This window comes from Thermococcus sp. JCM 11816 (assembly GCF_055396515.1).
In genome coordinates, this window is the sequence record NZ_AP043741.1 from 1,571,687 (window position 1) to 1,594,444 (window position 22,758).

A 22,758-nucleotide genomic window follows, 5' to 3' on the forward strand; every position below is an offset into this window, starting at 1 on the left:
ATGACCAAATGATGGGCTTTCTTAGGACTTATGTAGCAGGAGGCTGTGCCTCCATCTCGTTCCGGCCTTGAACTTAACGTCCCTAACGGAGTAGCCGAGCTCTTTTCCCTTTTCCGCGATAGCCTCTATCAGCGGCTCCTTGTCCGGAAGGAAGAGGGCGACTTTGCCCCCTGGGTTGAGATATTCGAGTGCCTCCTCAATGAGCCTTACGGAAAACGCCTCGCCGTATCTTCCTCCACCGACACCCTCTTTCTCCGTTAAGACCCCTTTAGTCGGAGTCTCGTAGTAGGGTGGCGCAGAGAAGATGACGTCGAACCTCTCTCCCTTGGGAACGACACCTCTGATGATTCCGCCGTTGCTCTTGATGAGCTTCACATTTGCCCCGTTCTTCTCTATGTTTCTCTTTGCGTATTCAAAGAATTCCTCGTCAAGCTCAGTCGCGGTAACGTCGCAGTTGAAAAGCCTTTCCGCCATGAGGGACATCATAGCCGTGTGTCCTGTTCCTATTTCGAGGACTTTTTCGCCTCCCCTAAGAAAAGTCTTCAAGAAGAGGTAGCGCGAGATTGGAGTTGTCACGAGGCCTTTTGGGTGATACTCTACATCCAGCCCGAAGATGGCCTTTGCTATGGCCTTGTTGTAGAGTATTCTGGCTTCTCTGTTTGAAAAGTCGAGTCTCCCACTTTCGTCGATATATTTCCCAAGTTCGGGAAAGACTTTGAGGGCCTCTTTAACTGGCAGTCCGAGCTTACCGTCCTTCCAAGTGGGCATGGGGGAAGTTAGTATTGGGAGTTTTCAACCTTTGTGGTTTATCACTTGTATTTATTGAGAAAAGTTTTAAATTATGCAAGCAATTACGTACTGATGATAAGCGTAATAGTCAAGCGGGATGGACTGAGAAGGGAATGCATCCTGGATAGATGTTGGATTTGCCAGAAAATTGGGGTGAAAAGGTGAAAGGGTATGTCTAAAATTCCCCTTTTCAGATTAATAGCTTTGTCTATTTCTCTCCTTGTTTTTGCATCCCCTACGGCATCCTCCGACATTGAGGTCATAACTCAAGGAGTTCTTCCAACGGAGGGAATTCACATTTCCATTGGAACCCTCCCAAACTCGAATATAATATTAATCTCAACGGGGGAGATCGATGCTCACAACGACGTGTTGGTGCACCCGGACACGGAAATTTACTGGTACTATTATTTGAACTCCTCCGGACTGCACTTTCTTGGGGCGGAGTGCTACAATCCAATGTACGTTATGTGTCCCAGGTTAAGTTTGAACGTTTCAGACAACCTGGCACGCTTTAAGTCAAAGGGCAGACTAGTCAGTGGGCTTCATGAAAACGGCTTTCTCGGCTTCGATTTTGGAAATGAGAGCTACAAAGTATCCCTTTCTGAGATATTGCCGTATCTCTGGGATGAGGGCTGGATTGACTATCTCTCCGGCTACCGCCTCAACGGGAGTTTGGTGTTCTTTCCCGCAGTGACCATAGAGATAACTGGAGCTGACGTTAAGTGCGTGGACTGTATTCCGGGGGAGGGCGCGGTGTCCGTTCGATTCAAACAACTCTACAACGTTACATATTACACCAGGAACTCGGGGACAACTTGGAAGCGCTCGACCATTAAAAGTGAAGTCCTCGATCAGGCTGGACTCCTCAGCCTCCTCGAAAGACCGATCTACGTATTTTTCTACACAGGACAATGCACGGTACTCTTCATGCTTTTGAAACCGGTAAAGTTCAGCTTGAGTATTCAACCGCTACCGTTAATGATGGTAACCTGACGCGTGTTCTAGTTGCCCCGCGTTTCCACTACTCAAACCTTGCAGCCCCAGTTGTATCTTATGGGAATACATTCTCCTGTGGGGATTTAAAAACTACGGATCAGTCCGATTTATGCTGGTTTTGGTCTCTGGTCGTTATCTTTGTCCTCGTCGTGTGGCTTGCTTGGAAAAGAAAGTAGGGGACTATCCATCCTTTGGGTTCATCATGCGCCCCATGAAGAGTATTGTTCCAGTCTCTCTGTCGTAGATGAAGAAGATGAACGGGTGGTCGGCCTTGAAGATTTTTGGTTCTTTCTCCTGCATAGGGGCGTTCATCGTTAGCGTAACTGCCGTCGTCGCGGCCGCCTCGGTTCCGTTTTCGGCCACGCTGATGAAGCTCTTGTGGACGACATCCTCTATCGCTAGGTTTTCCCCGTTGGAGATCCCAGAGAAATCCGGCACCAGAAATGCTCTTTTCATTCCCATGTCCATGAGAACGTCCCTGAGCTTGTACGAAGCCTCGAACCTGAATTTCGGTAGGGCAACTTTCACCTTTTCCTCGCGCATGTTTTTCAGGATGTTCTCTATGGAGCCAGCGCTCAGGTTGCCTTCCACCTTTTCGAACTTCCCTTCTTTGGGCAGGATTATCAGCATGCCCAGCCTTTCACCCTCGTAGGGAAGTTCGAGGGCCTGAAGATCGTCGTTTTCAAAATAAGGGAATTCTCCAGTCTGGTGCATCATAGGGACGATAACTGTCCCGTTGGGAGCGTGGAAGGTTTCGTTTCTCGTGTCGCTTGCCCTGAATCTGCTCGACCAGTTTGCCTTAAAGTAAACCGCGTTCGTTATCACGAGCCTTGTCTGGGGGCTTAAACCCGATACGATGTCCTTTATCCTGCCGTTCGTCTGTTCCTCAACCCACTCATTTATTTCCCTCGCCGCTTCCGCGGGATTGCCCTGAAAGTCTACTTCCTTTGCCTCCCCGAGGTAGAACTCCTTCACAATTCCCAGATACTCCTCCCGTAGGGAATACCCTCTCTGAACCCAGAGTGCATTGACGCTCCTGAGGATGAAAGGCGAGCCTTCGGGACTTTTCAGGGAAAGTAGAAGATACCTGAAACCTGTCCACCTCGCATCATCGTCTTCAGGAAGATGTAGGACCCTCTCCATCTCTTCTGCGGTCTTTCCTCTTGCTCCCTCATATGCCATGGCAAGGGCCGTCTCGATGCTGAAGGGCGAGAAGAAGACGTTGTTATTGTTCCCTGCCAGCTCTTTGTATATGCCAAAGGTGAAGGAGTTGATCGCGTTAACCACAGGCTTTTCCTGCCCCTCTTTCAGGACGTCGTACTTTGTTGTGGGTAAGGTGGAGTAAGAGTCCGATGGATGTGATGTTGATGGGTTATTTGTGGGCCTGGGATTCTCCATCTGACCGAGGCATCCCCCAATGAAAACGAGAAGAACTATAACAAGCAGAACTGTACGCCTCATGCGATCACCAAGATTACTATGGGTTGGGAGTATAAATACATCTCGATTGTTTCAACCGCGGTTAAAGTTGAAGGAAAAGAACATCAGAGAAGCGCCAGCGCTGCCATGACTTTCGCGTCTTCCACCATGTTGTCTATTTTGGCGTACTCGTTGGGCTGGTGGGCGGTCTCGTCGAGCGTAGCCCAGACCACCGCAGGAACCCCAAGCTTCCTGAAGAAGGCCGCGAAGGTTCCACCGCCGATTCCTCCAACCTTGGCCTCCTTTCCGCGGAGCTTTTTGATGGCTTCCTTCAGGAGAACAACTATCTCGCTGTTTGGGTCGGTTGGAGCTGGAGCGTCGAGCCTCTGGAGGATTTCAACGTCTATCTCGGGCAGAACTTTGCCTTCTATCTCCCTCTTGTGCCTTTCTTTAACCTCGTCGGCGAGGGCCTTAACATCGTTGAGAATGTCATCGAGGCTGTAATCCGGCAGAACCCTGCAGTCGAAGACGACCTCATGTTCTCCTGGGGCTATGTTCGGGGAATCGGCTGGGTTTTTGACCATCGTTGGCTCAAAGGTGCTCTCCGGAGGCTCAAACAGCTCGTCTTTTTTGTTGTACTTCTCGTGGAGGAGCTTGTCGAGGTGGTACGCTAAGTCAAGGGCGACGCGGTGGGCGTTCAGTCCCTTGTCGGGCATACTTGCGTGAACCTGCTTCCCCCTAACCTTCAGCTTGAACCAGAGGATGCTCTTCTCAGCTACCTCAATGAAGGTTCCATCCTCGTTTCCACCGTCCGGGACGAGGACGAGGTCATCCTTCCTGAAGAGCTCTGGGTGGTTCTTTATCAGCCACTCAACTCCGTAGTGGCTTCCCGTCTCTTCATCGCTGACAAAGGCCAGTATTACAGTCCTCTTCGGCCTTATTCCTAGGTTCATCATGGCTCTGACCGCGTAAAGGGAAGCGACGAGGCTCTGTCCGTTGTCCTCTGATCCCCTGCCGTAGACCTTTCCGTCCTTGACGACGGGCTTGAACGGCTCCGTCACAGTCCACTTGCTCAGGTCTCCGGGTGGGACAACGTCGAGGTGAGTCAGAATCCAGAGGCGCGGGCTTTTTTCGCCCTCTTCTCCGTAATAATAAGCTAGAATGCTCGGCCTAACGCCGTTCTTTGCTCTCTCATCGGGGGCCTCGTAAACCTCAACCCTGTCAAAGGGCCAGTCCTTTATTATCTCGAGGAGCTTCTGGGCCTTGTCGTACTCTCCCTCGCCGCCGTAATCAGGGCTTATGGCCGGAATTTTGATGAGTTCGACGAGTGTATTCACCATCTCGTCCCGGAGCCTGTCGATCTCTAGAGAGACTTTTTCAAGAACTTCGCTCATGGTAATCACCATTTTCGATTTCTTCATTGGGCTTAATAAACGTAATCAGATACCTTTTGTGGAGGTTGAGAAGGAAAACAAGGAGACGCTCGTAGAGGGGTTCGACTTCGTCCCCAAAGCGGGTCTTGAGGGCCTTTCCGATTTCCCTGACCGTTCTCCGCCCGTCGCAGAGCTCCCATATGTACGCACCCACTTCGTCGAGTTCTATTCTTCGGTAATCCCCATGGAGTTTTCTCGCGAGAAAGTCAAGCATCGAGTCCATGGGGATGAGGAGGTAATATTTTCCGTCAATCTTCCTCAGCTTGATCTTCTCGTTTCTTACTGGAATTAAATTCAGGTACTCCTCCATGGTTATTCCTCCGGGTGCAAAATTAAATCAAAGAAGAAGTGGAAAAGAGAAATCACTTCTTCTTGCCCATCATGTAGAGCCAGATAACAATTCCGGCTAGGAGGAGGACTCCAAGGACGTTGCTGGTGAACCCGACGCTCGGCGCTACGTTGGCAACGATGAGGGCCGCGAAGATAATGCCCATTAGGGCCTCACCGGCTATTAGTCCTGCCGCACCGAGGACTCCAGCGTCGGTCATGTCCTCTCCACCGTTGCCCTTGGCTTTGCTGGCGAAGTGCCTTATCAGACCGCCTATGAATATTGGGACACCAAGGCTGAGCGGCAGGTAGATACCGACCGCAACGGGCATGACGGGAGTCCTGAACTTTGCCTTCTTCATTGCGAGTATCTCATCAACGATTATGAGGGCTATTGCAATGCCTGCACCTATGTAGACCATCTTCCACTCCAGGTTTCCGGTGAAGACACCCTCGGTGACCTTGGCCATGAGGAAGGCTTGGGGTGCCGCGAGGGCGTTTTCTTTGGCTGTTGGTGTTCCGGCTATTCCGTAGGCCTCTATGAGGAGGTTGAGCACGGGAGCCATAACGAGGGCCGCGGCAAACGTTCCAATGATTTCAAAGACCTGCTGTCTCTTCGGCGTCGCTCCAACGAGGTAACCTGTTGCGAGATCCTGCATCGTGTCGCCTGCTATGGCAGCTGCGGTACAGATAACCGCCGCGACGAGGATCGTGGCCACCATGCCCTCAGTTCCGGAGAGGCCAAGGGCTTTTAGCACAAGGGCCGTGAAGAGAAGGCTCATTATGGTGATTCCTGAAACTGGATTGTTTGATGACCCGACGACACCCGCGAGGTAGCCAGCTATCGCGCTTCCAAGGAAGCCGACGATAAGGAGTATCACGGCCATAACTGCGGCAATTCCGATTGAGCCTATGATGTGGTAGTAGAGCAGGAACAGCGGTATTGCAAAGGCTGCTATAAGGATAAGAACGTAGTTGAGCGGAAGGTCTTCTTCAGTTCTAAGAACTGCCTCTCCAGCCTGCCTTCTCTTTGCAGCCTCAAGACCCGCCTTGATGCCCCTGGTTATCGGCCCCCTGAGCTTGATGAGGCTCCACAGGCCGCCGACGACCATCGCACCGACACCCATGTAGCGGATCTTGGTACTCCATATCGTCCAGGCAAGGTCGAGGGCACTCATGTCGGTTGAACCCATCTGGCCCGCATAGAGGGGTATCGCTATGAACCATGCTATTGCACCACCGAGGAATACCAGGAACGCTATGTTGAGACCAACAATGTAACCGACGGCAACGAGGGCCGCGGAGAGGTCGCTTCCGAAGTAGTAGACGCGGGAACCTATCATCTTGGCGGTCTCAACTGTTCCGCTCCACAGGCCCGTCTGGCCCAGGAGCTTGTAGATGCCGCCGAAGATTCCACCGTAGAATATCGGTTTGGCGTGGCTTCCACCCTTATCGCCGGCTATAAGAACTTCGGCACAGGCGGTACCTTCTGGATAGGGGAGCTTCTCCTCGACTATAAAAGCCCTTCTCAGTACGACCGTGAAGAGTGCACCGAGGGAGCCACCGAGCGCTGCTATGATTGTCACGATGTAGTATGGGAACGTGGTGTAGTACTCGAGAACTACTAGGGCAGGGAAGGTGAATATGACTCCAGCAGCGAGCGATTCGCCTGCGGAGGCCGCCGTCTGAACCATGTTGTTCTCAAGGATGTTCCTGTCCTTGAAAGCCAAGAGTATCGCCATTGAGATAACCGCTGCGGGAATGCTTGCACTGACGGTCATTCCTGCGTACATTCCGAGGTAGGCGTTGGCAGCACCCATCACTATCGATAGAAGGACGCCCAGAACAAACGCCTTTACGGTATATTCAGGCAGGGATTTCTCTGGGGGAATATATGGTTTGAACTCCATGGGTTGCACCCCCTGTAGTAAATGGCATATCACTTTGTACTCCGGTTTATAAAAACGTTTTGTATTGTCAGATGTTTTCTGGTTTGACGTCGAACTTGTGTTGCAGTGGCGGGTTCCCCCATTGCGGGCTGATGGACGTGACTGTAGGCAATGTCTTATATACCCCCTAGGCAATACTCTTACGTCTGCAAAAGAACTGGGAGGTGTCCCTTTGATAGAGATTACGTTCCTCGGGAGCGGAGGGGGGAGGTTCATCACCATAACCCAGTTCCGCTCCACGGGAGGATTCCACATAGCGGCCAGCAGGAACATCTACGTTGACCCAGGGCCAGGAGCACTGGTCAGGAGCTGGCGCTACAAGCTCGACCCCAGGAAGCTGGATGCAATCTTCGTCTCCCACAGGCACGTCGACCACTGCAACGACCTTGAGGTCATGGTCGAGGCAATGACCGGCGGAGCGCTGAAGAAGAGGGGTGTTTTGATAGCATCGAAGAGCGTTGTCTACGGCGACGAGGAACACACGCCGGCGATAAGCCAGTATCACATAAACGTCCTTGAGAGCGTGCACATTCCGGAACCTGGAAGCAAGATTTCGATCGGAGACGAGGAGCTACTGATAACCCCGAGCAAGCACTCCGACCCAACAACAATAGGCTTCAGGATGAGGACGGCCCTCGGTGATATCTCCTACATTCCAGACACGGCGTACTTCGACGACCTCGTCCGCTGGCATGATGGGGCTAGGGTCCTGATAGCGGCAATAACGAGACCTAGGGACATGGGCATTCCTTACCACCTGAGCACTGACGACGCCGTTGAGATGCTCAAGAGCATGGAGAAAAAGCCGGAAGTCCTCGTGATGAGCCACATCGGGATGAAGATGCACTTCGCCAACCCCTACAAGGAGGCAAAGTACATCGAGAACGTAACCGGCGTAAAGACGTACGTCGCCAAGGAAGGCTTCAGGATAACTGTTAACAAAAAGGAAATAGCGGTGAGAACCTTGAGGCCCGCGAGGTTCGTCTGAGTCTTTATTTCTTTTCGGCTTCCTTTACAATCCTAGAAACTGTTGAATAAGCCATCTCGAACAGCTCGTCCTTTCTCTTCTCGGTTGGAGCCTCAGCCACGACCCTTATCTTCGGCTCAGTTCCGCTCGGCCTTATCAGAATCCACGAGCCGTCAGTGAGGGCAATCCTGAAGCCCGATATAGTTAAAACTTCCTTTATCTCGCCGGAAAGCTTCTTCTCGACCTCTTCGGAGGCCTTTCTAACGACCTCGGCCTTGTATTCATCGGGGCAGAGGACGTTAGCCTTTTTCAGGTAGTAGGTTGGAATCTCCTTGACGAGCTCGCTCAGCGGGCCGTTCTCGTCTATGAGCTTTATGAGGAGGCCCATAGTTACGAACGGGTCTATCCACGGGCCGAACTTCGGGTGGACGAGCTTCCAGGGCTCGGCGGCGAAGATGGCTTTATATCGCTTTATGCCGTCGTGGGGCTGTCCGAGTGGAATCCTCACGACCCTTCCCCCTGCCCTTTCAACTACCGCGTCTATCCTTGAGCCCGTGTCTATGGAGACGACTACCGTTCCGCCGCCGTGCTCCTCAACGTAGAGCTTGGCGAAGAGCGCTATAACGGTGTCCTCGTCAACGTAGTTCCCCTTCTCGTCGAAGACGGCTATTCTATCAGCGTCCCCGTCCTGGGCTATCGCGAGGTCAACGCCCAGCTCCCTCACCAGCTTTCCGAGGTAGGCTATGTTCTCGTACCTCGGCTCCGGCTTCCTGCCCGGGAAGTGGCCGTCCACGTGGGCGTTGACGCTGAAGACCTTTGCCCCCATCTCGCGCAGGAGGTAGGGAGCTACGAGACTTCCAGCGCCGTTGGCACCGTCGTAGAGGACTTTAAGGTTCGTTTCATGGCCAACAAAGTCCAGAACCGCGTTTATGTAGTCAGGGATAACCTCCACATTCCTAACGGGCTTTATCTCGTCCCACCTTGCCTTTCTGAAGTTCCCGGAGAAGATTATCTCCTCAAGCTCCCTCTCCTGCTCGACGTAGAACTCCGTCCCATCGCCGTTGAAGACCTTTACCCCGTTGTCCGTAGGAGGGTTGTGGCTGGCCGTTATCATAACCCCAGCATCCGCGAGCTTCCTCGTTCCCCACGCTAGTGCGGGAGTGGGAATCAAGTCCGCGTCGAGGACTTCCATCCCAGTGCTCAGAAGACCAGAGACCATGGCGTTTTTCAGCATCACACTAGAAGTTCTTCCGTCCCTCCCGACGAGGGCCTTCCCGCTCTTGTAGGTCCCGACTGCCATTCCAACCTTCATGGCGAGCTCTGGCGTAACTTTCTCCCAGAGGGTTCCGCGTATCCCCGCTGTTCCAAAGAGCCTCATACCACCACCGTAGGGAGTTGAGACGAACCTTAAATATCTTTCACGTATATGGCCAGGCCTCGGTTGTTGATGAGCCGCATGGTTCTCGGCATGACGTCCCCGGCGAGCGGGAGAATATAGACGGGAACACCCATCTTTTTTCCAAGTTCCAGGATGGGCCTCACTATCTCAGGAGTGGGTCGGATTGAGTATAGGGCTTTAACCCCGCGGTAGAGTTCTAGGTTCGGGCTGAAGAGGTCGTCCCGAACGGCGTTGATCCCGAGCTCCCCGGCCTTCTCAACCGAGGCGGGATTCCAGTCAACGGCAAGAACGTCGTAGCCAAGCTCCTTTAACCTTAGAGCCACTTTGAACTGAAAGCCTATTCCGAGCTCTACGACTTTTCCCTTCGGAACCATGGATGCTATAAAATCCGCAAAGTCCTCGAGCGACATAAGATAAAATTAAGAAAAGGACTTAAAAACCTTCAGAAAACGGCCTTCCCGCTTCCCTTCTCGAAGACGTGGGCCTTCCTCATGTCGAAGACGACGTCAACTTCCTGGCCTTCCTGAACCCTTGACTCGGCAGGGAACTTGCCGAGGAAGGTAACGTCACCAATGCTCAGGTGTACTATCTTCTCTCCACCGAGGTTCTCAATGATCTCCACGAGTGCTCTGGCCATGTTTTCCCCTGGGATCTTGACCTGGGCGAAGAGGGCGTCGTAGATGTCCTCGGGCCTTATGCCGAAGATGACCTCCCTGCCGACGAGGTTCTTCTCCCGGAGCACTTCGAACTGATCTGGGAGGAATTTCAGCCTGAACTCGCCGAAGTCTGCAAAGCCGTCCTCTGTAACGGTGGCGTCCATGAAGTTCATCGGCGGGCTTCCAATGAAGCCTGCAACGAATGTGTTCGCAGGCCTGTCGTAGACCTCCTCAGGCGTTCCTACCTGCTGGAGCTGGCCCTGGTTGATGACGGCGACCCTGTCCCCCATCGTCATTGCCTCGACCTGGTCGTGTGTGACGTAGATGGTGGTGACGCCGAGCTGCCTCTGGAGCCTCTTGAGTTCGGCACGCATCTTCACCCTCAGCTTGGCGTCGAGGTTCGAGAGCGGCTCGTCCATGAGGAAGACCTGCGGCTTTCTCACGATGGCCCTTCCAAGGGCGACACGCTGTCTCTGTCCACCTGAAAGCTCCCTTGGCTTTCTGTTGAGGAGCTCCGTGAGGCCGAGCATCTCAGCGACTTCCCTGACGCGTCTGTCGATCTCGTCCTTTGGAACCTTCCTCAGCTTGAGTGGGAATGCTATGTTGTCGTAGACGGTCATGTGCGGATAGAGAGCGTAGCTCTGGAAGACCATGGCAATGTCCCTGTCCTTGGGCGGGACAAAGATACCTTTCTCGGGGTCGGCGACGAGCTTGTCTCCTATGTATATCTGGCCCTTTGTCGGCTCTTCCAAGCCAGCTATCATTCTCAGAGTAGTGGTTTTTCCACAGCCGCTTGGACCCAAGAGTATCATGAACTCGCCGTCCTTTATGTGGAGGTTCATATCCTTAACGGCCGTGAAGTCGCCAAACTGCTTCCAGACGTTGATGAGCTTTACTTCCGCCATTTTATCACCCCCAAATAAAATTGGAAAGGGATCAGCGCCTCCTCCTGAGGAGGAGCGGTACTACTGCGAGACCGACGAGGAACGCCGGGCCGCAGATTCCGCCACCCTCTTCACCACCGCCGGTGCCTGGGGAGGTGCTGGTAGTGGTGGATCCGCTGCCACTTCCGCCTCCTCCTGGGGATGTGGTTGTAGTAGTCGTGGTGGTTGTGGCTGTCTCGGTGGTGCTTGTAGTGGTGGTCTCGGTGCTGCTCGTCGTCGTTGTGGTCGTCTTTGTGGGGGTCTCGGTCTCGGTGGGCTTCTCTCCGCCGGTGCCCTCGACGAGAGGTATCATAACTACGGTCGCTAGTTTTCCGTTTTCTGTGTCGTAGCTCTTGAGCTGTTCTTCCTGAGTTGGCTTGAAGCCCTCTGGGACGAGCATGTCGTAAACCCTCGGTGCAACGCCGGCAATGACTGCCTGTGGGTCGGCGCCACCGCCCTTCCACTGCTCCGCCTCAACGGCAACTGGTCTCCACTTGTCCGGACCATAGCCGTCCTGCGAACCTACGAGGACGCTGGCGTAGAGTCCGTAGTCAGAGACTCCTGGGAGGTACTTCTTCGGGAGCTTCACAACTATTGCGTTCTTGGTTGGATCGGCTGAAATCTGCATCTCGCCCTGTATGGTAGTGCCGTTCGGGAGGACGATCAAGTTGCCGTAGTCCCAGCCAGCAATCCTGAATGCCACGTCCCACGGGTGGTCTGGATCGAGGTTGACGTTGGCTCCTGGCCCGTCAGGGAACATCTTTATTGCGCTGCTGTTTCCTCCCTCCTTGAAGTCAAGGTAAACCTCGATTATCTGGAGGCTGAAGCCGTTTGGACCGTTCCACGGGTTGCCGCCGAGATCCTTGAAGTAGAACTCCATGACGTAGCTGTCGGCCTGTTCGAGCATCCTGAAGCGGAGGAGGTCGAAGACACCTGGCTTGAAGACCGAGTCAGTTGGGTAGGTGTAGGTTCCAGGCCCGTGGTCATCTCCTTCAGGGTCAGCGATGTCAGCAATGACTGCACCCTTGACCTGGACGGGGAGCTTGAGCTCGACCGGTGAGCTTATTACCTCCAGCTCACCGTTCTCGTTTACGGTTGATACCGCGAAGTAGAAGTCGCTCGGATTGGAGAGGTAGTCGAATGGAACGACGACCTCAACCCCGGCGTCGGTCTTCTTGGCGGTAACGTCTCCAACTTTCTCGCTTGTCTCGTAGTCCTTGGCCTTGTAAACTTCGGCCTTCCCGTCCTTATAGACCACGTGGGTCGTTATCAGCATGCCAACGCTGTCCTTTGAGAGTGGGAAGAGCGAGTACCTCAGCTCGGTCGGCCTCTTCTGGAGGATTGTGAACGTGTTGCCGATCCTCTCGTCCGGGCTGGAGAGGCTGACCTCGAACTCGTTCAGATCGCCTTTAACAAGGAAGTGGATGCCGTCGCCCTCGAAATAGACCTCAACTCCCTTAGCGAGGGCTGACTCGCTTGAGTACTCCTTCTTATCTCCCTCTCCAAGGCCGTCGAGCGCCCTCGTAATGTATGGCTGGCCGTCGGGGAAGTAGTTTCCGTAGAGGTAGCTCGGGGGCTCGACTCCGGCCAGCTTGTAAATCTCATAGAGATAAGTCTTCAGGTAGCGGTCGAAGGTGTAGTCTTGGCCGCTGTCCTGGTCGTTGCCGTACCACCAGAACCAGTCGCTCGCCTCTGCCCTGAGGAGGTACTCGTAGGCCTTGTTCCAGGCGTCCTGGCTCATCTTATCTTTGTTTTCCATGAGGGCCTTTCTTGCCTGATAGAGCCAGTACCAGCCGTAGTTCTCCTGGGGCTCACCTATCCAGGTGGAGAGCGTTCCGTCAATCCAGCTTGACTCGGGCCACTGCATCTCTTCCTGGACTCCAACCATGTCGTAGAGCTCTCCGAGGCTCTTGGCCTTGAGAAGTGCATTCACCTTGTCCTCAGTAGTGAAGTCGAGGCGCTCCATCATCTTCGGAGTGAGCTCCTTCGCCTTGTCGCCGTAGAGCTTGATGTACTCGCTTGGGGTGAGCGTCTTTATCAGTCCAGCGTTCTGGAGCTCGGTGAGCTTCTTGTAGAGCTCCTCGAGGAATAGCTTGCCGTCGTACGGATAGTGCTCCCAGGGGTTCTCACCGTCGAGAGTGACAACGTAGACGAGAGAGCCGTCGTAGTTCTGCTTCTGGAGCTTTAGCAGCTCGTTCACGAAGTCCTGAACCGCCTGGTACTGGTTCATTCCACTGTAGGTAAAGCCAACGCGGTCGCTGAGGGCGTGGTCACGGGGGAACAGGTAGATCTTCTTTCCGTTGAACTCGGCCACCCAGGGCTTGTGGTAGTTCTCAATCGTCTTCTCGACGCCAAGCCTGTCGAGGACGAGCTGGTCGGTCATAACCCACTGCCAGCCGTTCTCCGCTAGGATTTCAAGGGTCTTGTCGTTGAGGGCTGACTCGGCCGCCCAGCCTCCCTGGGGAGTAACCCTTCCGTCTCCGAGGTACTTCTTGTAGAGCTCATGGGACTTCTTGACGTGAGCGTCAAAGTCGCTCTCCCATCCGAAGTCGTTGAGTATCGGCCCTATCGGGTGGGCGTAGGGGACGACGGTGACCTCAACGTTCCCGTTGCCGAGGAGGTAGTTGATCTTCTCGTGCTCCTCGAATGTGTGGTTGAGAAGCCAGAGCTGAGCGTTGAGGACGGTCTTAACGTCGTCCCTCGTGTAGCCACCTTCGTCAACCTTCTCGTAGAGGGCCTTGAGCTCGGGAGTGTTCATTATGTAGTCGTAGTCTATCCAGGCGAGGTTGAAGAGGACGGCCAGGTCGATGTAGTCCTGCTCGGTGAACTCGTTTGTTACAGCAACCTTCTGCTCCTCCAGCGGAAGGTTGGCGTACTTGGCCTTAGCGTTCATCATCTTGTTCTTCAGCTCTGTGTACCTGTCCCAGAAGTCCCTTATCGGGTTCCCGTTCTGGTCAGTTACGGGTTCACCGTTCCAGGGTATAGTGTGGTCGAAGAACCCTCCAGGAGCCTGGAGCATGAACCACTTGTCTTCGACGGTCAGGGGCTCCCCGTTGGCTATTTTCTCGGTGATTATCTGGTGTGTGTCTTTCTTCCCGTTCATATAATCAGCGAGCTGGGCTATGAGTGAACCCGAAAGGTCGATTGCAACGTGCACATCGGGATATTCGCTTAGGTAGTGGGCCATCTTCCAGTAGTTGTTGGCAGCGTGGAGCCTGACCCATGGCCTCGTGTAGACATCTTGGATCGGGTCGTAGTAGTAGGGCTGGTGCTGGTGCCAGACTATTATGACGTTCAGCGGCTTTGGTTCTTCCGCCAGCGCGAACTTGGCGTTCGCTCCTATTATACTTCCAAGCACCAAAATGGTAAGGAAAAGGGAAACCAGCTTCTTCATCTTATCACCTCACTCTTTAAGGCCTCCAACCGTGAGGCCGCTCCTTATGTAGTTCTGGGCGAGGATAAACATCACGAACACGGGCAGGGCGAACAGCAGCGCCGCAGCAGCGAAGTAGCTCCAGTCAATTCCCCTGCCGATTCCACCCAGGAGTGAGTATATCCACACCGCCAGCGGCTGGCTTTCCTGACCCAGGAGGAGGCTTGCGAGGATGAACTCCGTCCATCCGCCGATGAACGCAAAGACTGCCACCGTCGCTATTCCCGGGAGCGCCATTGGAAGGAGCACGTGCCTGATTATCTGGAAGTAGTTTGCACCGTCAACGAGTGCTGCTTCATCGAAGTCAGGGCTTATCGAGTCTATGTATCCCTTGAGGAGCCATGTATTGAAGGGTACGCTTCCTGCGGCGTAGATGAAGGCCAGCACCGGAAGCTTGCCGTAGAGGCCGAGCTTGACGAGCATTCCGTAGAGGGCTATAAGTCCCGCTATCCCGAGACCGCCCGAGACCTGCGTGAACATCAGGTAGAAGTAGAGTATGTGCTCCCTGCCGAAGAACTGGAGCCTTGAAAAGGCGTAGGCCGCCGGGACGACGAAGATCAGTGCCAGTACTACCGTAAGGGTCGCCAGGATGAGGCTGTTCTTCAGGTACTTGAAGAAGTTGGAGTTCACGAACTTGCCCAGGGCAGTGAATTCTGCTTTTCCGGTGTCCCTCGCTCTAATGTACCCGTCCATCTGTCCGCTGACCTTTACTCCGTTAATCGTCCCCTCTGTGAGTGTGACGTTCCTGACTATTCCAAAGCCTATAGTTCCGTCGTCGTTGATCCTCGTCAGGATTATCGTGCCTTTAACATTTCCACTGAAGTCCCCACTGCCGGAGCCGCTGTTGACGGTGAAAGTTGCCCTGGAAACTGGAATCTCAAACTTCAAGCCCGTGAAAGGCCCGTATTTTACAGTTCCGATTAAGGTGCCGTCTGTTACGTAGAGCTTGCCGTTCTGAATTGTTCCCTTTCCGGTTATCCTTCCTTCAAAGTCCTCCATCAACCTGTCGCCGGAGAATCCAAAGAGGACTTCTCTGTACGAATCCAGGGTGACCTGCTTTGGTATGAGCTCCAGCTCGGTCGTTGCGAGCGTTGATTTTGGGCTTATTGAGACTGTGAAGATGTAGTACACTGGGAAGAGGATTATGAACATTATGAAGATAGCCAGCAACGTCAGGACGAAGCTTTTGAGCATCTCGGATCTCTTACGGCCCATCATCCCTTGGCACCCTCCTGGAGTCTGGTTATCCTAACGTTCACGTACATGTAGACCGCCAGGATTAGCGTGGCTATCACCATTATCGCCGCGGCCCTGCCGTAGTGCGGACTGGCGCCGAATGCCTTCCTGAAGCCGTAGAGCAGAAGGAACCTGTCCTCGAAGAGGCCCGCGTTGTAGATGTACGGCACCATGAAGTACTGGAAGCTCGCGGCGCTCGTGAGTATGGTCGCGAAGGCTATCGGCTTTCCAACTATTGGGACGACGACGTTCCAAATTCTCTGCCAGTAGTTTGCTCCGTCTATGATGGCCGCCTCGATTAACGTGTCTGGAACTGACTGGAGTGCGGCGGTTATTACGGTCATCATAAACGGATAGGCCAGCCAGACCTCGATTATGTTGAGGGCCACGAAGCCCCAGGTTGGGTTGTTCACCCAGTCGGGCCCGGTAATGCCGATTGATTTGAGCACAAGGTTAATCGGGCCAAAAACGGGATCAAACATGAACTTCCACACGGTTACCGAGAAGAGGAGCGGCAGCGCCCAGGGGATTATGAGGAGCGACCTGTAGATGGCCTTGCCCTTTACGTACTTGCTGTTGTAGAGCAGGCTGAGGAATAGGCCTGCGAGGGCCTTCAGTGTGACGCTCGTGAATACGAATATCCACGTCCACTTGAAGGCGTTGATGAACTTGTCGTCCGAGAGCGCCCACTTGAAGTTTTCTAGGCCTACGAAATGCATGGGTTCAACTGCGCTCTGGGGGTTGTAGATGGGGAAGTTTCCAAGCTGGGCGTTCGTGAAAGCTAAATAAATCGAGTAGACTATCGGCCAGAGGTTGAAGAACAGGAACGCGGCCATTCCGGGCAGTATGAGCATCAGTGCAGCAGCGGTCGTCTTCTTCATTTCAGCACCTCCATAAGGTAATAAAAAGAGAAAGCGGCTCAGCTTGAGCCCATGTCCTGGAGTATTTTCTCCTGGTACTTCTTGAGGATGGCCTCGAAGTCGGCGTTGGCCGGGTCCTGGAGTATCTCGGTTATTGCACCGTCAACGCCGCCCCAGACTGCGCCCATCTTCGGGCTCTTGGGCATCAGGTAAGCGTGCTGAACCGCCTGACCGAAGCCGTAGATGACCGGATCAGCCTTGATGTCCGGGTCTTCAAGGACTGGCTTGAGGACTGGAATGTAACCGAGCTGGAGTGAGAGCTCCTTGATGACTTCTGGGCTGGTGGTGAACCACTTGACGAACTTCCAGGCGGCGTCCTTGTTCTTCAGGCCTGCCGCAAAGTAGATGTCCTTTACACCACCGTAGGGCCTCGGCCAGTACTCCTTGCCGTCCTTGGTGATCGGCGGGAGTGGAACAACACCGAAGTCGATTCCAGCCTTTTTAACGTCGTTAATGCTCCATGGGCCGTTAACCATCATCGGCGCCCTGCCCTCAAGGAAGATGCTCTGCTGGGTGTTGTAGTCGGCAGTCGGGGCCATGTACGGCCATATCTGGGTGAAGAAGAACTTGAAACCCTCTATGGTCTCGGGCTTGTCAAGGCCGGGCTGTTCTGTGGCATCGTCGAAGTAGTATCCTCCGAAGGCTTGGGCGATACCTGAGATGAAGTAGGCGTTGATTGGCCAGGCGATTCCGTACTTTTCGTTGTCTGGGTCGTAGTACTTCTCCATTATGGCTTTCATTTCGTCGAAGGTCTTTGGTGGGTCCTGGGCCATCTTCTTGTTGTAGATTATTGCCACGGTCTCAGCCGCGAAGGGCATTGCGTAGTAGTGCCCCTTGTACTGCATGGCATCGACCGCCATCGGGGCGAAGTCCTTCAGGATGTCATCGGTTACGTAATCATCAATCGGCTCGAGAAGGCCTGCGTCGGCGAACTTTCCAATCCAGTCATGGGCCCAGATGAAGAGGTCTGGGCCTTGTCCGCTTGGGATGGCTGCCTTGAGGGCGTCTTCGAGGTTAGGCTTCTGCTCGAAGGTTATTTCAACGTTCGGGCATTCGGCCATGTACTCTTCTGCTATGCTCTGGAAGACCTCAAGCTCGTTCGGCTGCATATTGTGCCAGATAACAACCTTGCCGCTTCCGCACTCAACAGTAGGAGCGGTGGTGGTCTCGGTGGGTGAGGTAGTAGTGGTCTCGGTCGGGGAAGTGGTCTCTGTTGGAGACGAGGTCGTCTGACTCTGGCTGGTGCTTGGGGTAGTCGTCGTTTCCCCACCGCCTATGCAGCCGCTGGCCACGACACCCAGGAACAGAACCCCCACAAGGAGGAGGGCAAAGATGCCTTTTCTCATTGTTTATCACCTAGTTATCTCGTTGCATTTGAGTATCATCGTGGGTGATATATATACCTTGCGCTTCCTGGCTCATTCCTGCAGGTCTGAACCGATGTGTACATTCATGCTGTCTTTCACTCTGATGATTGAAGAGAAAGCGGGGATTTTTATCTGTTCGTTGCTCCCGTTAGAAGGCACTGGGGTCTCTACATCGTTCCAGGAACAGTTTATTCCGACCAAAACCCGCTCAGATCCAGCTTTTCTTTCATACACGAACCATTTCTCTCCAGCCCCGATGACCCTGAAGCTCCCCACCTGAAGCGACTTCAGAGAGCGCCTCAGTTCTATCAGCTTCATGGTCTGCCGGAGTATCTGGAAATCCCACTTTTCCTCATCCCAGGACATCGGTGTCCTCCCTGCCGACATACCTTCGCCTGAACCCCTCAGGCCGATTTCGTCGCCGTAAAAGATAGCCGGAATGCCCTTGTACGTCATCAAAAACGTGAGGGCACAGAGATACCTCTCCTTGCCGGCCAGGTCTATGAACCTCTCCGTGTCGTGGTTGTCGAGGAAGTTGTAGGTGAAGTACTCCGCCGGGCCGAGGTGCGCACTTAGTAGCTCAAGCCCGTTGATGAACTCGGTAGCGCCGATTTCTCCAAAGGCAAAGAACCTTAGAAGGAGGTCGTATAGGGGATAGTTCATAACGCCGTGGAAGACGTCGAAGAGGTAGAGCCTCGGGTCGTCCATAACTTCACCGAACAGGTATGCATCGTCCGGAAGCCCTTCTCGAACTTCCCTCCAGAACCCTGGTGGAACGCCGTGGGCAACGTCGAGCCTCCAGCCGTCCGCCCCCTTCTCAAGCCAGTAGTTCATAACCCTTGCAACGAACTCCCTGACTTTCGGGCTGTCGTGGTTGAGCCTCGGCATTACCCAGACGGAAAAGAAGGACTCGTAGTTCCAGCCCATCTTCTTGAGCGTCTGATACTTTTCCATCGGCGGAAGGTCCGATTTGAGAACTCTTATGAACTCCTCTGAAACGACAGGGAACCCCTTAACGCGGTAGAAGTCGGCGTATTCGCTTTCTTCTCCTCTCTCCACAACGTCCCTGAAGAAGGGGTGGAAAAAGCTGGTGTGGTGGAAAACGCCGTCGAGTACAAGCTTGATGTCCCTGCTTTTGAGGGCCTTCACGAGCTCCCGAAACGCTTCTTCCCCACCAAGCCTCTCCGCGACTCTGAGGTAGTCGGTTATGTCATAGCCGTGGTACGTCATGGATTCGAAGATTGGCGTTAAATAGAGGGCGTTGACGCCGAGTTCCTCAAGGTGGTCGATCTTTTCAACGATGCCCCAGAGATCGCCACCGTAGTATTCCCAGCTGAGAAAAGGGGGTTCATGATCCCTGCCTTTGGCAAACCTGTCGGGCATTATCTGGTAAAAGACTCTATCGAGAACCCACGAGGGAGCGTCAAGCCTGAATGGTGCCGCCTCAAATGGGCCGAGGGTTAGGCTTTTTCCCTCTTTGAGGAAGACCTCGAAGGAGTATCTCAGTTTTTCGGTTTTCTGTAAAACCGCCTCGTAGTACTCAAAAACTTCCCCATCTGCCTTCTTCCGCATTTTAACGTGCGTATCGTCTGTCACCAAATAAGCTGCATCCACTTTGCCCTTTTTACTCCTCAAGAGGACGTGAGTCCTGTCCCCAAAGGAATAGAGATAGAGAAGGGCGGGCCTGTGAAAAACCATATCATTGCCCGCTATTTTAGCCAAGCTCACTTCCCTCTCGAACTTGTATGAAGGCCTCCGATAGAGCTCCTTCTCTGGATTCTCGGGGTCAAGAAGGAACTCCCCGCCAGCGGAGAAGGCGTACCTCCAGAGGCCCTCCGGGAGCTTGATTTCGATTCTCCACCTCTTATCCTCGTGCTTCATCCTGAAGGAGCCCTCGTTGAAGGCGTTAAAGTTACCCAGAAGGTATGCGTAGTCCCACCTTCCGGCGTCTGGAAGGGAGAACTCGACCCTCGCCACTCTGCCGTGGATGAAGTTTTCTTCAAACCCGAAAACCTTATACACTCATACCACCTTGTATCACTGGTGATGATTAAACTGATGCCAGTGAACTTAAATGTCTTTGGGGGTTAAGCCATGAGGGAAGACGAGATAATTGAAAAGCTCCAGAGGCTCGGCCTCACCAAGTACGAGAGCCTTGCCTACATAACTCTCCTCAAGCTCGGGCCAAGCAAGGCAACTGACATAACGAAGGAGAGCGGGATTCCGCACACGAGAGTTTATGACGTTCTAAGCTCCCTCCACAGGAAGGGCTTCGTTGATGTCATGCAGGGCACTCCGAGGCTCTATAAGCCAGTGAACCCCGAAGTCGTGCTTGAAAGGATTAAGGAGGAACTCATCGAGGACATTGAGGCTCTCAAAAAGGCTTTCCTCGACCTCTACCGTGAGGCTCACGGTGAGGAACTCCCGGAGATTTGGACGATACAGGGCTTTGACAACACGCTTGAGAGGGCCGAGCACGTCATAAGGACTGCAAAGCACGAGGTTCTGATAAACACGCCCTTCGAGTTTCTGAAGCTCCTCCAGGGCGAGATAAAGAACCGCAAGGACGTAATCTTCGTAATCATAAGCAACTTCGGAGACGAGATACCGAACTGGCTCAAGGGCGACAACATAATCCTCGCCAGAAGCGGCGGAGCACCCTGGCTCATGGCGAGCTGGATAATCGGCGACATCGACTACGCCCTCTTCTTCGGTGCCCTGCCCAAGGACAGGAGGAGGGAGAAGTTCTACTCCTTCTGGGCAAAAAGCCCGAGGATAATCCAGAACTATATGCACTGGTTCTACACGATATACTTCGACAACAGCGAGGTCATAAAACCACTCGCCTACGAGAGGCTCCAGAAGCCGGTCTCGCTGGTAAACATCAGAACCCTGATAACCGTTCTCAAGTTTGCAGGCCTCCCGAGAAAAGCCGAGATAGTCGGAAAGCTCATAGACACCAAGGAGCCCGTGACCCTGGATGGAGAAATCGTTGACTACGAGTACACGCCCCTTACGGCAAACGTTACCTTCAAGTACAACGGCAAGCAGCTGAAGGTCGGCGGCATCGGCAGCTACTTTGAGGACGTCGAGGGGGAGAAGTTCATCCTCCTTGAGTGACCCATCATTTTTAATTTCTAAACTTCAACCTATGGCTGGTGAAGAAAAATGAGAATTCTAATGCTCGGCTTTGAATACCTCCCCGTAAAGGTCGGTGGTCTCGCTGAGGCCCTAACGAGCATTGGGGAGGGCCTCGCTGGGCTTGGAAACGAGGTCGTGGTATTCACGCCAGACCACGGAAGGAAGCTCGGCGAAGAGCTTGCTTCTTTCAGGGTTCTCCTTGAGGGTAGGGAAGTTGAAGTGAAAGTCAGAAAGCGGGAACAGAACGGCGTAATCGTTTATTCCCTCGGTGGGAGTTACCTGGATTTGGATGTTTATCCGGGCTGGGAAGATCTGCTCAAGAAGGCCGTCCTCTTCGGGAAGGCCAGCGCAGGGCTCATGAACATCCTCATCGGCGAGTTCAAGCCCGATGTAGTCCATGCCCACGACTGGCACACCGTCTTTGCCCTGGGCCTTCTGAAGAAGTACTTCGGGGTTAGGGCGGTTTTCACAGTCCACAGGCTCAACAGGGCAAAAGTCCCCGCAAGCTACTTCCACGAGGCCAACCTCGGCGAGCTGGCGCCGTTCCCCGACCTCGACCCCGAACACACAGCTGGCTACATAGCGGATGCGGTAACTACCGTCAGCAGGAGCTACCTGTGGGAGGAGTGGGGCTTTTTCAGGAACTTCGACGGCAAGGTAACCCACGTCTTCAACGGTATTGACTGCTCCTACTGGGACGAGGAGTTCCTTGAGGGCAAGGATTTGCCGAGGGAGGAGAGAAGGAAGAGAATCCTCCAGCGCTTCGGACTCTCTGATGGAAAGGCGTTCATGTTCATAGGGCGCTTCGACAGGGCCCAGAAGGGAGTTGACACTCTCCTTCGGACAATCGAGCTTCTATCAACCGACCCAGCATTTAAAAGCCTTCGCTTCTTGATAGTGGGCAAAGGCGATCCAGGGCTTGAAAGCTGGGCCAGAGAAACCGAGCGGCGCTTCCCGGAGAACGTGAAAGTGATAACCGAGCTCCTGTCGAGGGAGACTGTTAGGGAGCTCTACGGTTCGGTTGACTTCGTGGTAATCCCGTCCTACTTTGAGCCCTTTGGTCTCGTCCAGCTCGAGGCAATGTGTCTGGGTGCAATTCCGATAGGCAGTGCAGTGGGGGGCATCAAAGACACAGTCATTGACCTCGACGCCGACCCAGAGAGGGCGACGGGGCTTCTCGTTCCGCCGAGGGATGCATTTGCCCTCGCGAGAACGATAATCCGTGCATCTGAACTCGATGAGGAAACCCTGAAGAGGCTCAGGGAGAACGGGAAGAGGAGGGCAAGAGAGGACTTCACGTGGGAGAAGGCCTGCAGGAGGTACTTGAGGGTATATCAGAACGCTGTGGACAAGGCTATTCCCTTCCTCCGCTAGCGCCACCCGTACTCGGCTAAGAACTTCCTCTTTAATCTTTTTATCGTCCCCGAAACGCCTAAAGTTCTGAAGATGACCTTTGAGCCGTTTATCTCTGTGAGCATGGTCAGTGCAAAGTGGAGCTCTTCAACGTGCTTCCTGTCAACCCTAACTATTCCAGTCTGGCTTTTCTCGTCGAACTTGATGAACCATGGCTTTGCCCTCGCCGAGCCGAGGTACCCCAGGGCGGAGAGGCTGGCCTCCCAGACCGCTTTCTTTATTTCGTCCTTCTTGAAGGGCCTCTCCCCAATAACCTGGAACGCTATGTATCTGTTCTTGTCCCTGAGCGTCGGCGGCAGGTACTTCGGCTTCTCCCTCATCCCAACACCTTCACGGATTTGTTCACCAACCTTTTTAAGCCCTCCTCCTACCTGGGCTTGCGAGGTG

18 protein-coding genes are annotated in these 22,758 nt (G+C 53.8%); 4 read left to right on the forward strand and 14 right to left on the reverse strand.

What is annotated here, in order from left to right:
• Positions 1-21 precede the first annotated feature (21 nt).
• Positions 22-768 (reverse strand): methyltransferase domain-containing protein, encoded by a 747-nt coding sequence (locus ACZ5TN_RS08825; RefSeq protein WP_464916530.1) that lies wholly within the window; start codon positions 766-768, stop codon positions 22-24.
• Positions 769-960: 192 nt separating this feature from the next.
• Here ACZ5TN_RS08825 and ACZ5TN_RS08830 point away from each other — a divergent pair, with 192 nt between their 5' ends.
• Positions 961-1,785: a hypothetical protein gene (locus ACZ5TN_RS08830; protein WP_464916531.1), complete on the forward strand. Its 825-nt coding sequence runs from the start codon at positions 961-963 to the stop codon at positions 1,783-1,785.
• 183 nt (positions 1,786-1,968) lie between these two features.
• Here ACZ5TN_RS08830 and ACZ5TN_RS08835 read toward each other — a convergent pair whose 3' ends face one another.
• The 4 genes from ACZ5TN_RS08835 to ACZ5TN_RS08850 all read right to left on the reverse strand — a co-directional run bounded on the left by ACZ5TN_RS08835 (position 1,969) and on the right by ACZ5TN_RS08850 (position 6,877).
• Positions 1,969-3,249 (reverse strand): serpin family protein, encoded by a 1,281-nt coding sequence (locus tag ACZ5TN_RS08835; RefSeq protein WP_464916532.1) that lies wholly within the window; start codon positions 3,247-3,249, stop codon positions 1,969-1,971.
• A gap of 83 nt (positions 3,250-3,332) precedes the next feature.
• Positions 3,333-4,601: a M20 family metallo-hydrolase gene (locus tag ACZ5TN_RS08840; RefSeq protein WP_464916533.1), complete on the reverse strand. Its 1,269-nt coding sequence runs from the start codon at positions 4,599-4,601 to the stop codon at positions 3,333-3,335.
• The gene (locus tag ACZ5TN_RS08845) at positions 4,585-4,950 is read right to left on the reverse strand and encodes a PqqD family protein (RefSeq protein ID WP_011250731.1); all 366 of its coding nucleotides are present in this window, start codon (positions 4,948-4,950) and stop codon (positions 4,585-4,587) included. The genes ACZ5TN_RS08840 and ACZ5TN_RS08845 overlap by 17 nt, the downstream gene beginning before the upstream one ends.
• Before the next feature lie 52 nt (positions 4,951-5,002).
• On the reverse strand, positions 5,003-6,877 hold the full coding sequence (locus ACZ5TN_RS08850) for an OPT family oligopeptide transporter (protein WP_011250730.1): 1,875 nt from the start codon (positions 6,875-6,877) through the stop codon (positions 5,003-5,005).
• Positions 6,878-7,088: 211 nt separating this feature from the next.
• Between ACZ5TN_RS08850 and ACZ5TN_RS08855 the strand changes: the two genes are divergently transcribed.
• Positions 7,089-7,904 carry an MBL fold metallo-hydrolase gene (locus tag ACZ5TN_RS08855; RefSeq protein WP_464916534.1) on the forward strand — a complete coding sequence of 272 codons (816 nt, stop codon included), beginning with the start codon at positions 7,089-7,091 and terminating at the stop codon, positions 7,902-7,904.
• A gap of 4 nt (positions 7,905-7,908) precedes the next feature.
• On the opposite strand, the gene glmM is transcribed toward ACZ5TN_RS08855, so the two are convergent.
• The 8 genes from glmM to ACZ5TN_RS08895 all read right to left on the reverse strand — a co-directional run bounded on the left by glmM (position 7,909) and on the right by ACZ5TN_RS08895 (position 19,839).
• Positions 7,909-9,261, reverse strand: a complete 1,353-nt coding sequence (glmM, locus tag ACZ5TN_RS08860) for a phosphoglucosamine mutase (protein WP_464916535.1) — start codon at positions 9,259-9,261, stop codon at positions 7,909-7,911.
• Between the two features lie 29 nt (positions 9,262-9,290).
• On the reverse strand, positions 9,291-9,692 hold the full coding sequence (locus ACZ5TN_RS08865; protein WP_464916536.1) for a UPF0146 family protein: 402 nt from the start codon (positions 9,690-9,692) through the stop codon (positions 9,291-9,293).
• 32 nt (positions 9,693-9,724) lie between these two features.
• Complete coding sequence (locus ACZ5TN_RS08870) at positions 9,725-10,843, reverse strand: ABC transporter ATP-binding protein (RefSeq protein ID WP_011250726.1); 1,119 nt, start codon at positions 10,841-10,843, stop codon at positions 9,725-9,727.
• A 31-nt stretch (positions 10,844-10,874) separates the two neighbouring features.
• The gene (locus ACZ5TN_RS08875) at positions 10,875-14,255 is read right to left on the reverse strand and encodes a glucodextranase DOMON-like domain-containing protein (RefSeq protein ID WP_464916537.1); all 3,381 of its coding nucleotides are present in this window, start codon (positions 14,253-14,255) and stop codon (positions 10,875-10,877) included.
• A gap of 9 nt (positions 14,256-14,264) precedes the next feature.
• On the reverse strand, positions 14,265-15,512 hold the full coding sequence (locus ACZ5TN_RS08880; protein WP_464916538.1) for an ABC transporter permease subunit: 1,248 nt from the start codon (positions 15,510-15,512) through the stop codon (positions 14,265-14,267).
• Positions 15,509-16,411 (reverse strand): carbohydrate ABC transporter permease, encoded by a 903-nt coding sequence (locus tag ACZ5TN_RS08885; RefSeq protein ID WP_464916539.1) that lies wholly within the window; start codon positions 16,409-16,411, stop codon positions 15,509-15,511. The genes ACZ5TN_RS08880 and ACZ5TN_RS08885 overlap by 4 nt, the downstream gene beginning before the upstream one ends.
• A gap of 38 nt (positions 16,412-16,449) precedes the next feature.
• Positions 16,450-17,796 (reverse strand): extracellular solute-binding protein, encoded by a 1,347-nt coding sequence (locus ACZ5TN_RS08890; protein WP_464916540.1) that lies wholly within the window; start codon positions 17,794-17,796, stop codon positions 16,450-16,452.
• A 72-nt stretch (positions 17,797-17,868) separates the two neighbouring features.
• Positions 17,869-19,839, reverse strand: coding sequence for an alpha amylase N-terminal ig-like domain-containing protein (locus tag ACZ5TN_RS08895; RefSeq protein ID WP_464916541.1), 1,971 nt, complete (start codon positions 19,837-19,839; stop codon positions 17,869-17,871).
• Between the two features lie 72 nt (positions 19,840-19,911).
• On the opposite strand from ACZ5TN_RS08895, the gene trmBL1 reads away from it, so the two are divergent.
• Together trmBL1 and ACZ5TN_RS08905 are read left to right on the forward strand one after the other, a co-directional pair.
• Complete coding sequence (gene trmBL1, locus ACZ5TN_RS08900; RefSeq protein WP_011250720.1) at positions 19,912-20,937, forward strand: HTH-type sugar sensing transcriptional regulator TrmBL1; 1,026 nt, start codon at positions 19,912-19,914, stop codon at positions 20,935-20,937.
• Between the two features lie 48 nt (positions 20,938-20,985).
• Positions 20,986-22,332 (forward strand): glycogen/starch synthase, encoded by a 1,347-nt coding sequence (locus tag ACZ5TN_RS08905; protein ID WP_464916542.1) that lies wholly within the window; start codon positions 20,986-20,988, stop codon positions 22,330-22,332.
• Here the strand turns inward: ACZ5TN_RS08905 and ACZ5TN_RS08910 are convergent.
• Positions 22,329-22,691 carry a ribonuclease P protein component 2 gene (locus tag ACZ5TN_RS08910; protein WP_464916543.1) on the reverse strand — a complete coding sequence of 121 codons (363 nt, stop codon included), beginning with the start codon at positions 22,689-22,691 and terminating at the stop codon, positions 22,329-22,331. The two genes, ACZ5TN_RS08905 and ACZ5TN_RS08910, sit on opposite strands and share 4 nt — an antisense overlap.
• Positions 22,692-22,758 lie beyond the last annotated feature (67 nt).

What these genes read in the sequence shown, in the direction of transcription:
- ACZ5TN_RS08825 (WP_464916530.1), bottom strand. Translation starts at nt 768, where the DNA reads ATGCCCACTTGGAAGGACGGTAAGCTCGGACTGCCAGTTAAAGAGGCC.
- ACZ5TN_RS08830 (WP_464916531.1), top strand. Translation starts at nt 961, where the DNA reads ATGTCTAAAATTCCCCTTTTCAGATTAATAGCTTTGTCTATTTCTCTC.
- ACZ5TN_RS08835 (WP_464916532.1), bottom strand. Translation starts at nt 3,249, where the DNA reads ATGAGGCGTACAGTTCTGCTTGTTATAGTTCTTCTCGTTTTCATTGGG.
- ACZ5TN_RS08840 (WP_464916533.1), bottom strand. Translation starts at nt 4,601, where the DNA reads ATGAGCGAAGTTCTTGAAAAAGTCTCTCTAGAGATCGACAGGCTCCGG.
- ACZ5TN_RS08845 (WP_011250731.1), bottom strand. Translation starts at nt 4,950, where the DNA reads ATGGAGGAGTACCTGAATTTAATTCCAGTAAGAAACGAGAAGATCAAG.
- ACZ5TN_RS08850 (WP_011250730.1), bottom strand. Translation starts at nt 6,877, where the DNA reads ATGGAGTTCAAACCATATATTCCCCCAGAGAAATCCCTGCCTGAATAT.
- glmM (WP_464916535.1), bottom strand. Translation starts at nt 9,261, where the DNA reads ATGAGGCTCTTTGGAACAGCGGGGATACGCGGAACCCTCTGGGAGAAA.
- ACZ5TN_RS08865 (WP_464916536.1), bottom strand. Translation starts at nt 9,692, where the DNA reads ATGTCGCTCGAGGACTTTGCGGATTTTATAGCATCCATGGTTCCGAAG.
- ACZ5TN_RS08870 (WP_011250726.1), bottom strand. Translation starts at nt 10,843, where the DNA reads ATGGCGGAAGTAAAGCTCATCAACGTCTGGAAGCAGTTTGGCGACTTC.
- ACZ5TN_RS08875 (WP_464916537.1), bottom strand. Translation starts at nt 14,255, where the DNA reads ATGAAGAAGCTGGTTTCCCTTTTCCTTACCATTTTGGTGCTTGGAAGT.
- ACZ5TN_RS08880 (WP_464916538.1), bottom strand. Translation starts at nt 15,512, where the DNA reads ATGATGGGCCGTAAGAGATCCGAGATGCTCAAAAGCTTCGTCCTGACG.
- ACZ5TN_RS08885 (WP_464916539.1), bottom strand. Translation starts at nt 16,411, where the DNA reads ATGAAGAAGACGACCGCTGCTGCACTGATGCTCATACTGCCCGGAATG.
- ACZ5TN_RS08890 (WP_464916540.1), bottom strand. Translation starts at nt 17,796, where the DNA reads ATGAGAAAAGGCATCTTTGCCCTCCTCCTTGTGGGGGTTCTGTTCCTG.
- trmBL1 (WP_011250720.1), top strand. Translation starts at nt 19,912, where the DNA reads ATGAGGGAAGACGAGATAATTGAAAAGCTCCAGAGGCTCGGCCTCACC.
- ACZ5TN_RS08905 (WP_464916542.1), top strand. Translation starts at nt 20,986, where the DNA reads ATGAGAATTCTAATGCTCGGCTTTGAATACCTCCCCGTAAAGGTCGGT.
- ACZ5TN_RS08910 (WP_464916543.1), bottom strand. Translation starts at nt 22,691, where the DNA reads ATGAGGGAGAAGCCGAAGTACCTGCCGCCGACGCTCAGGGACAAGAAC.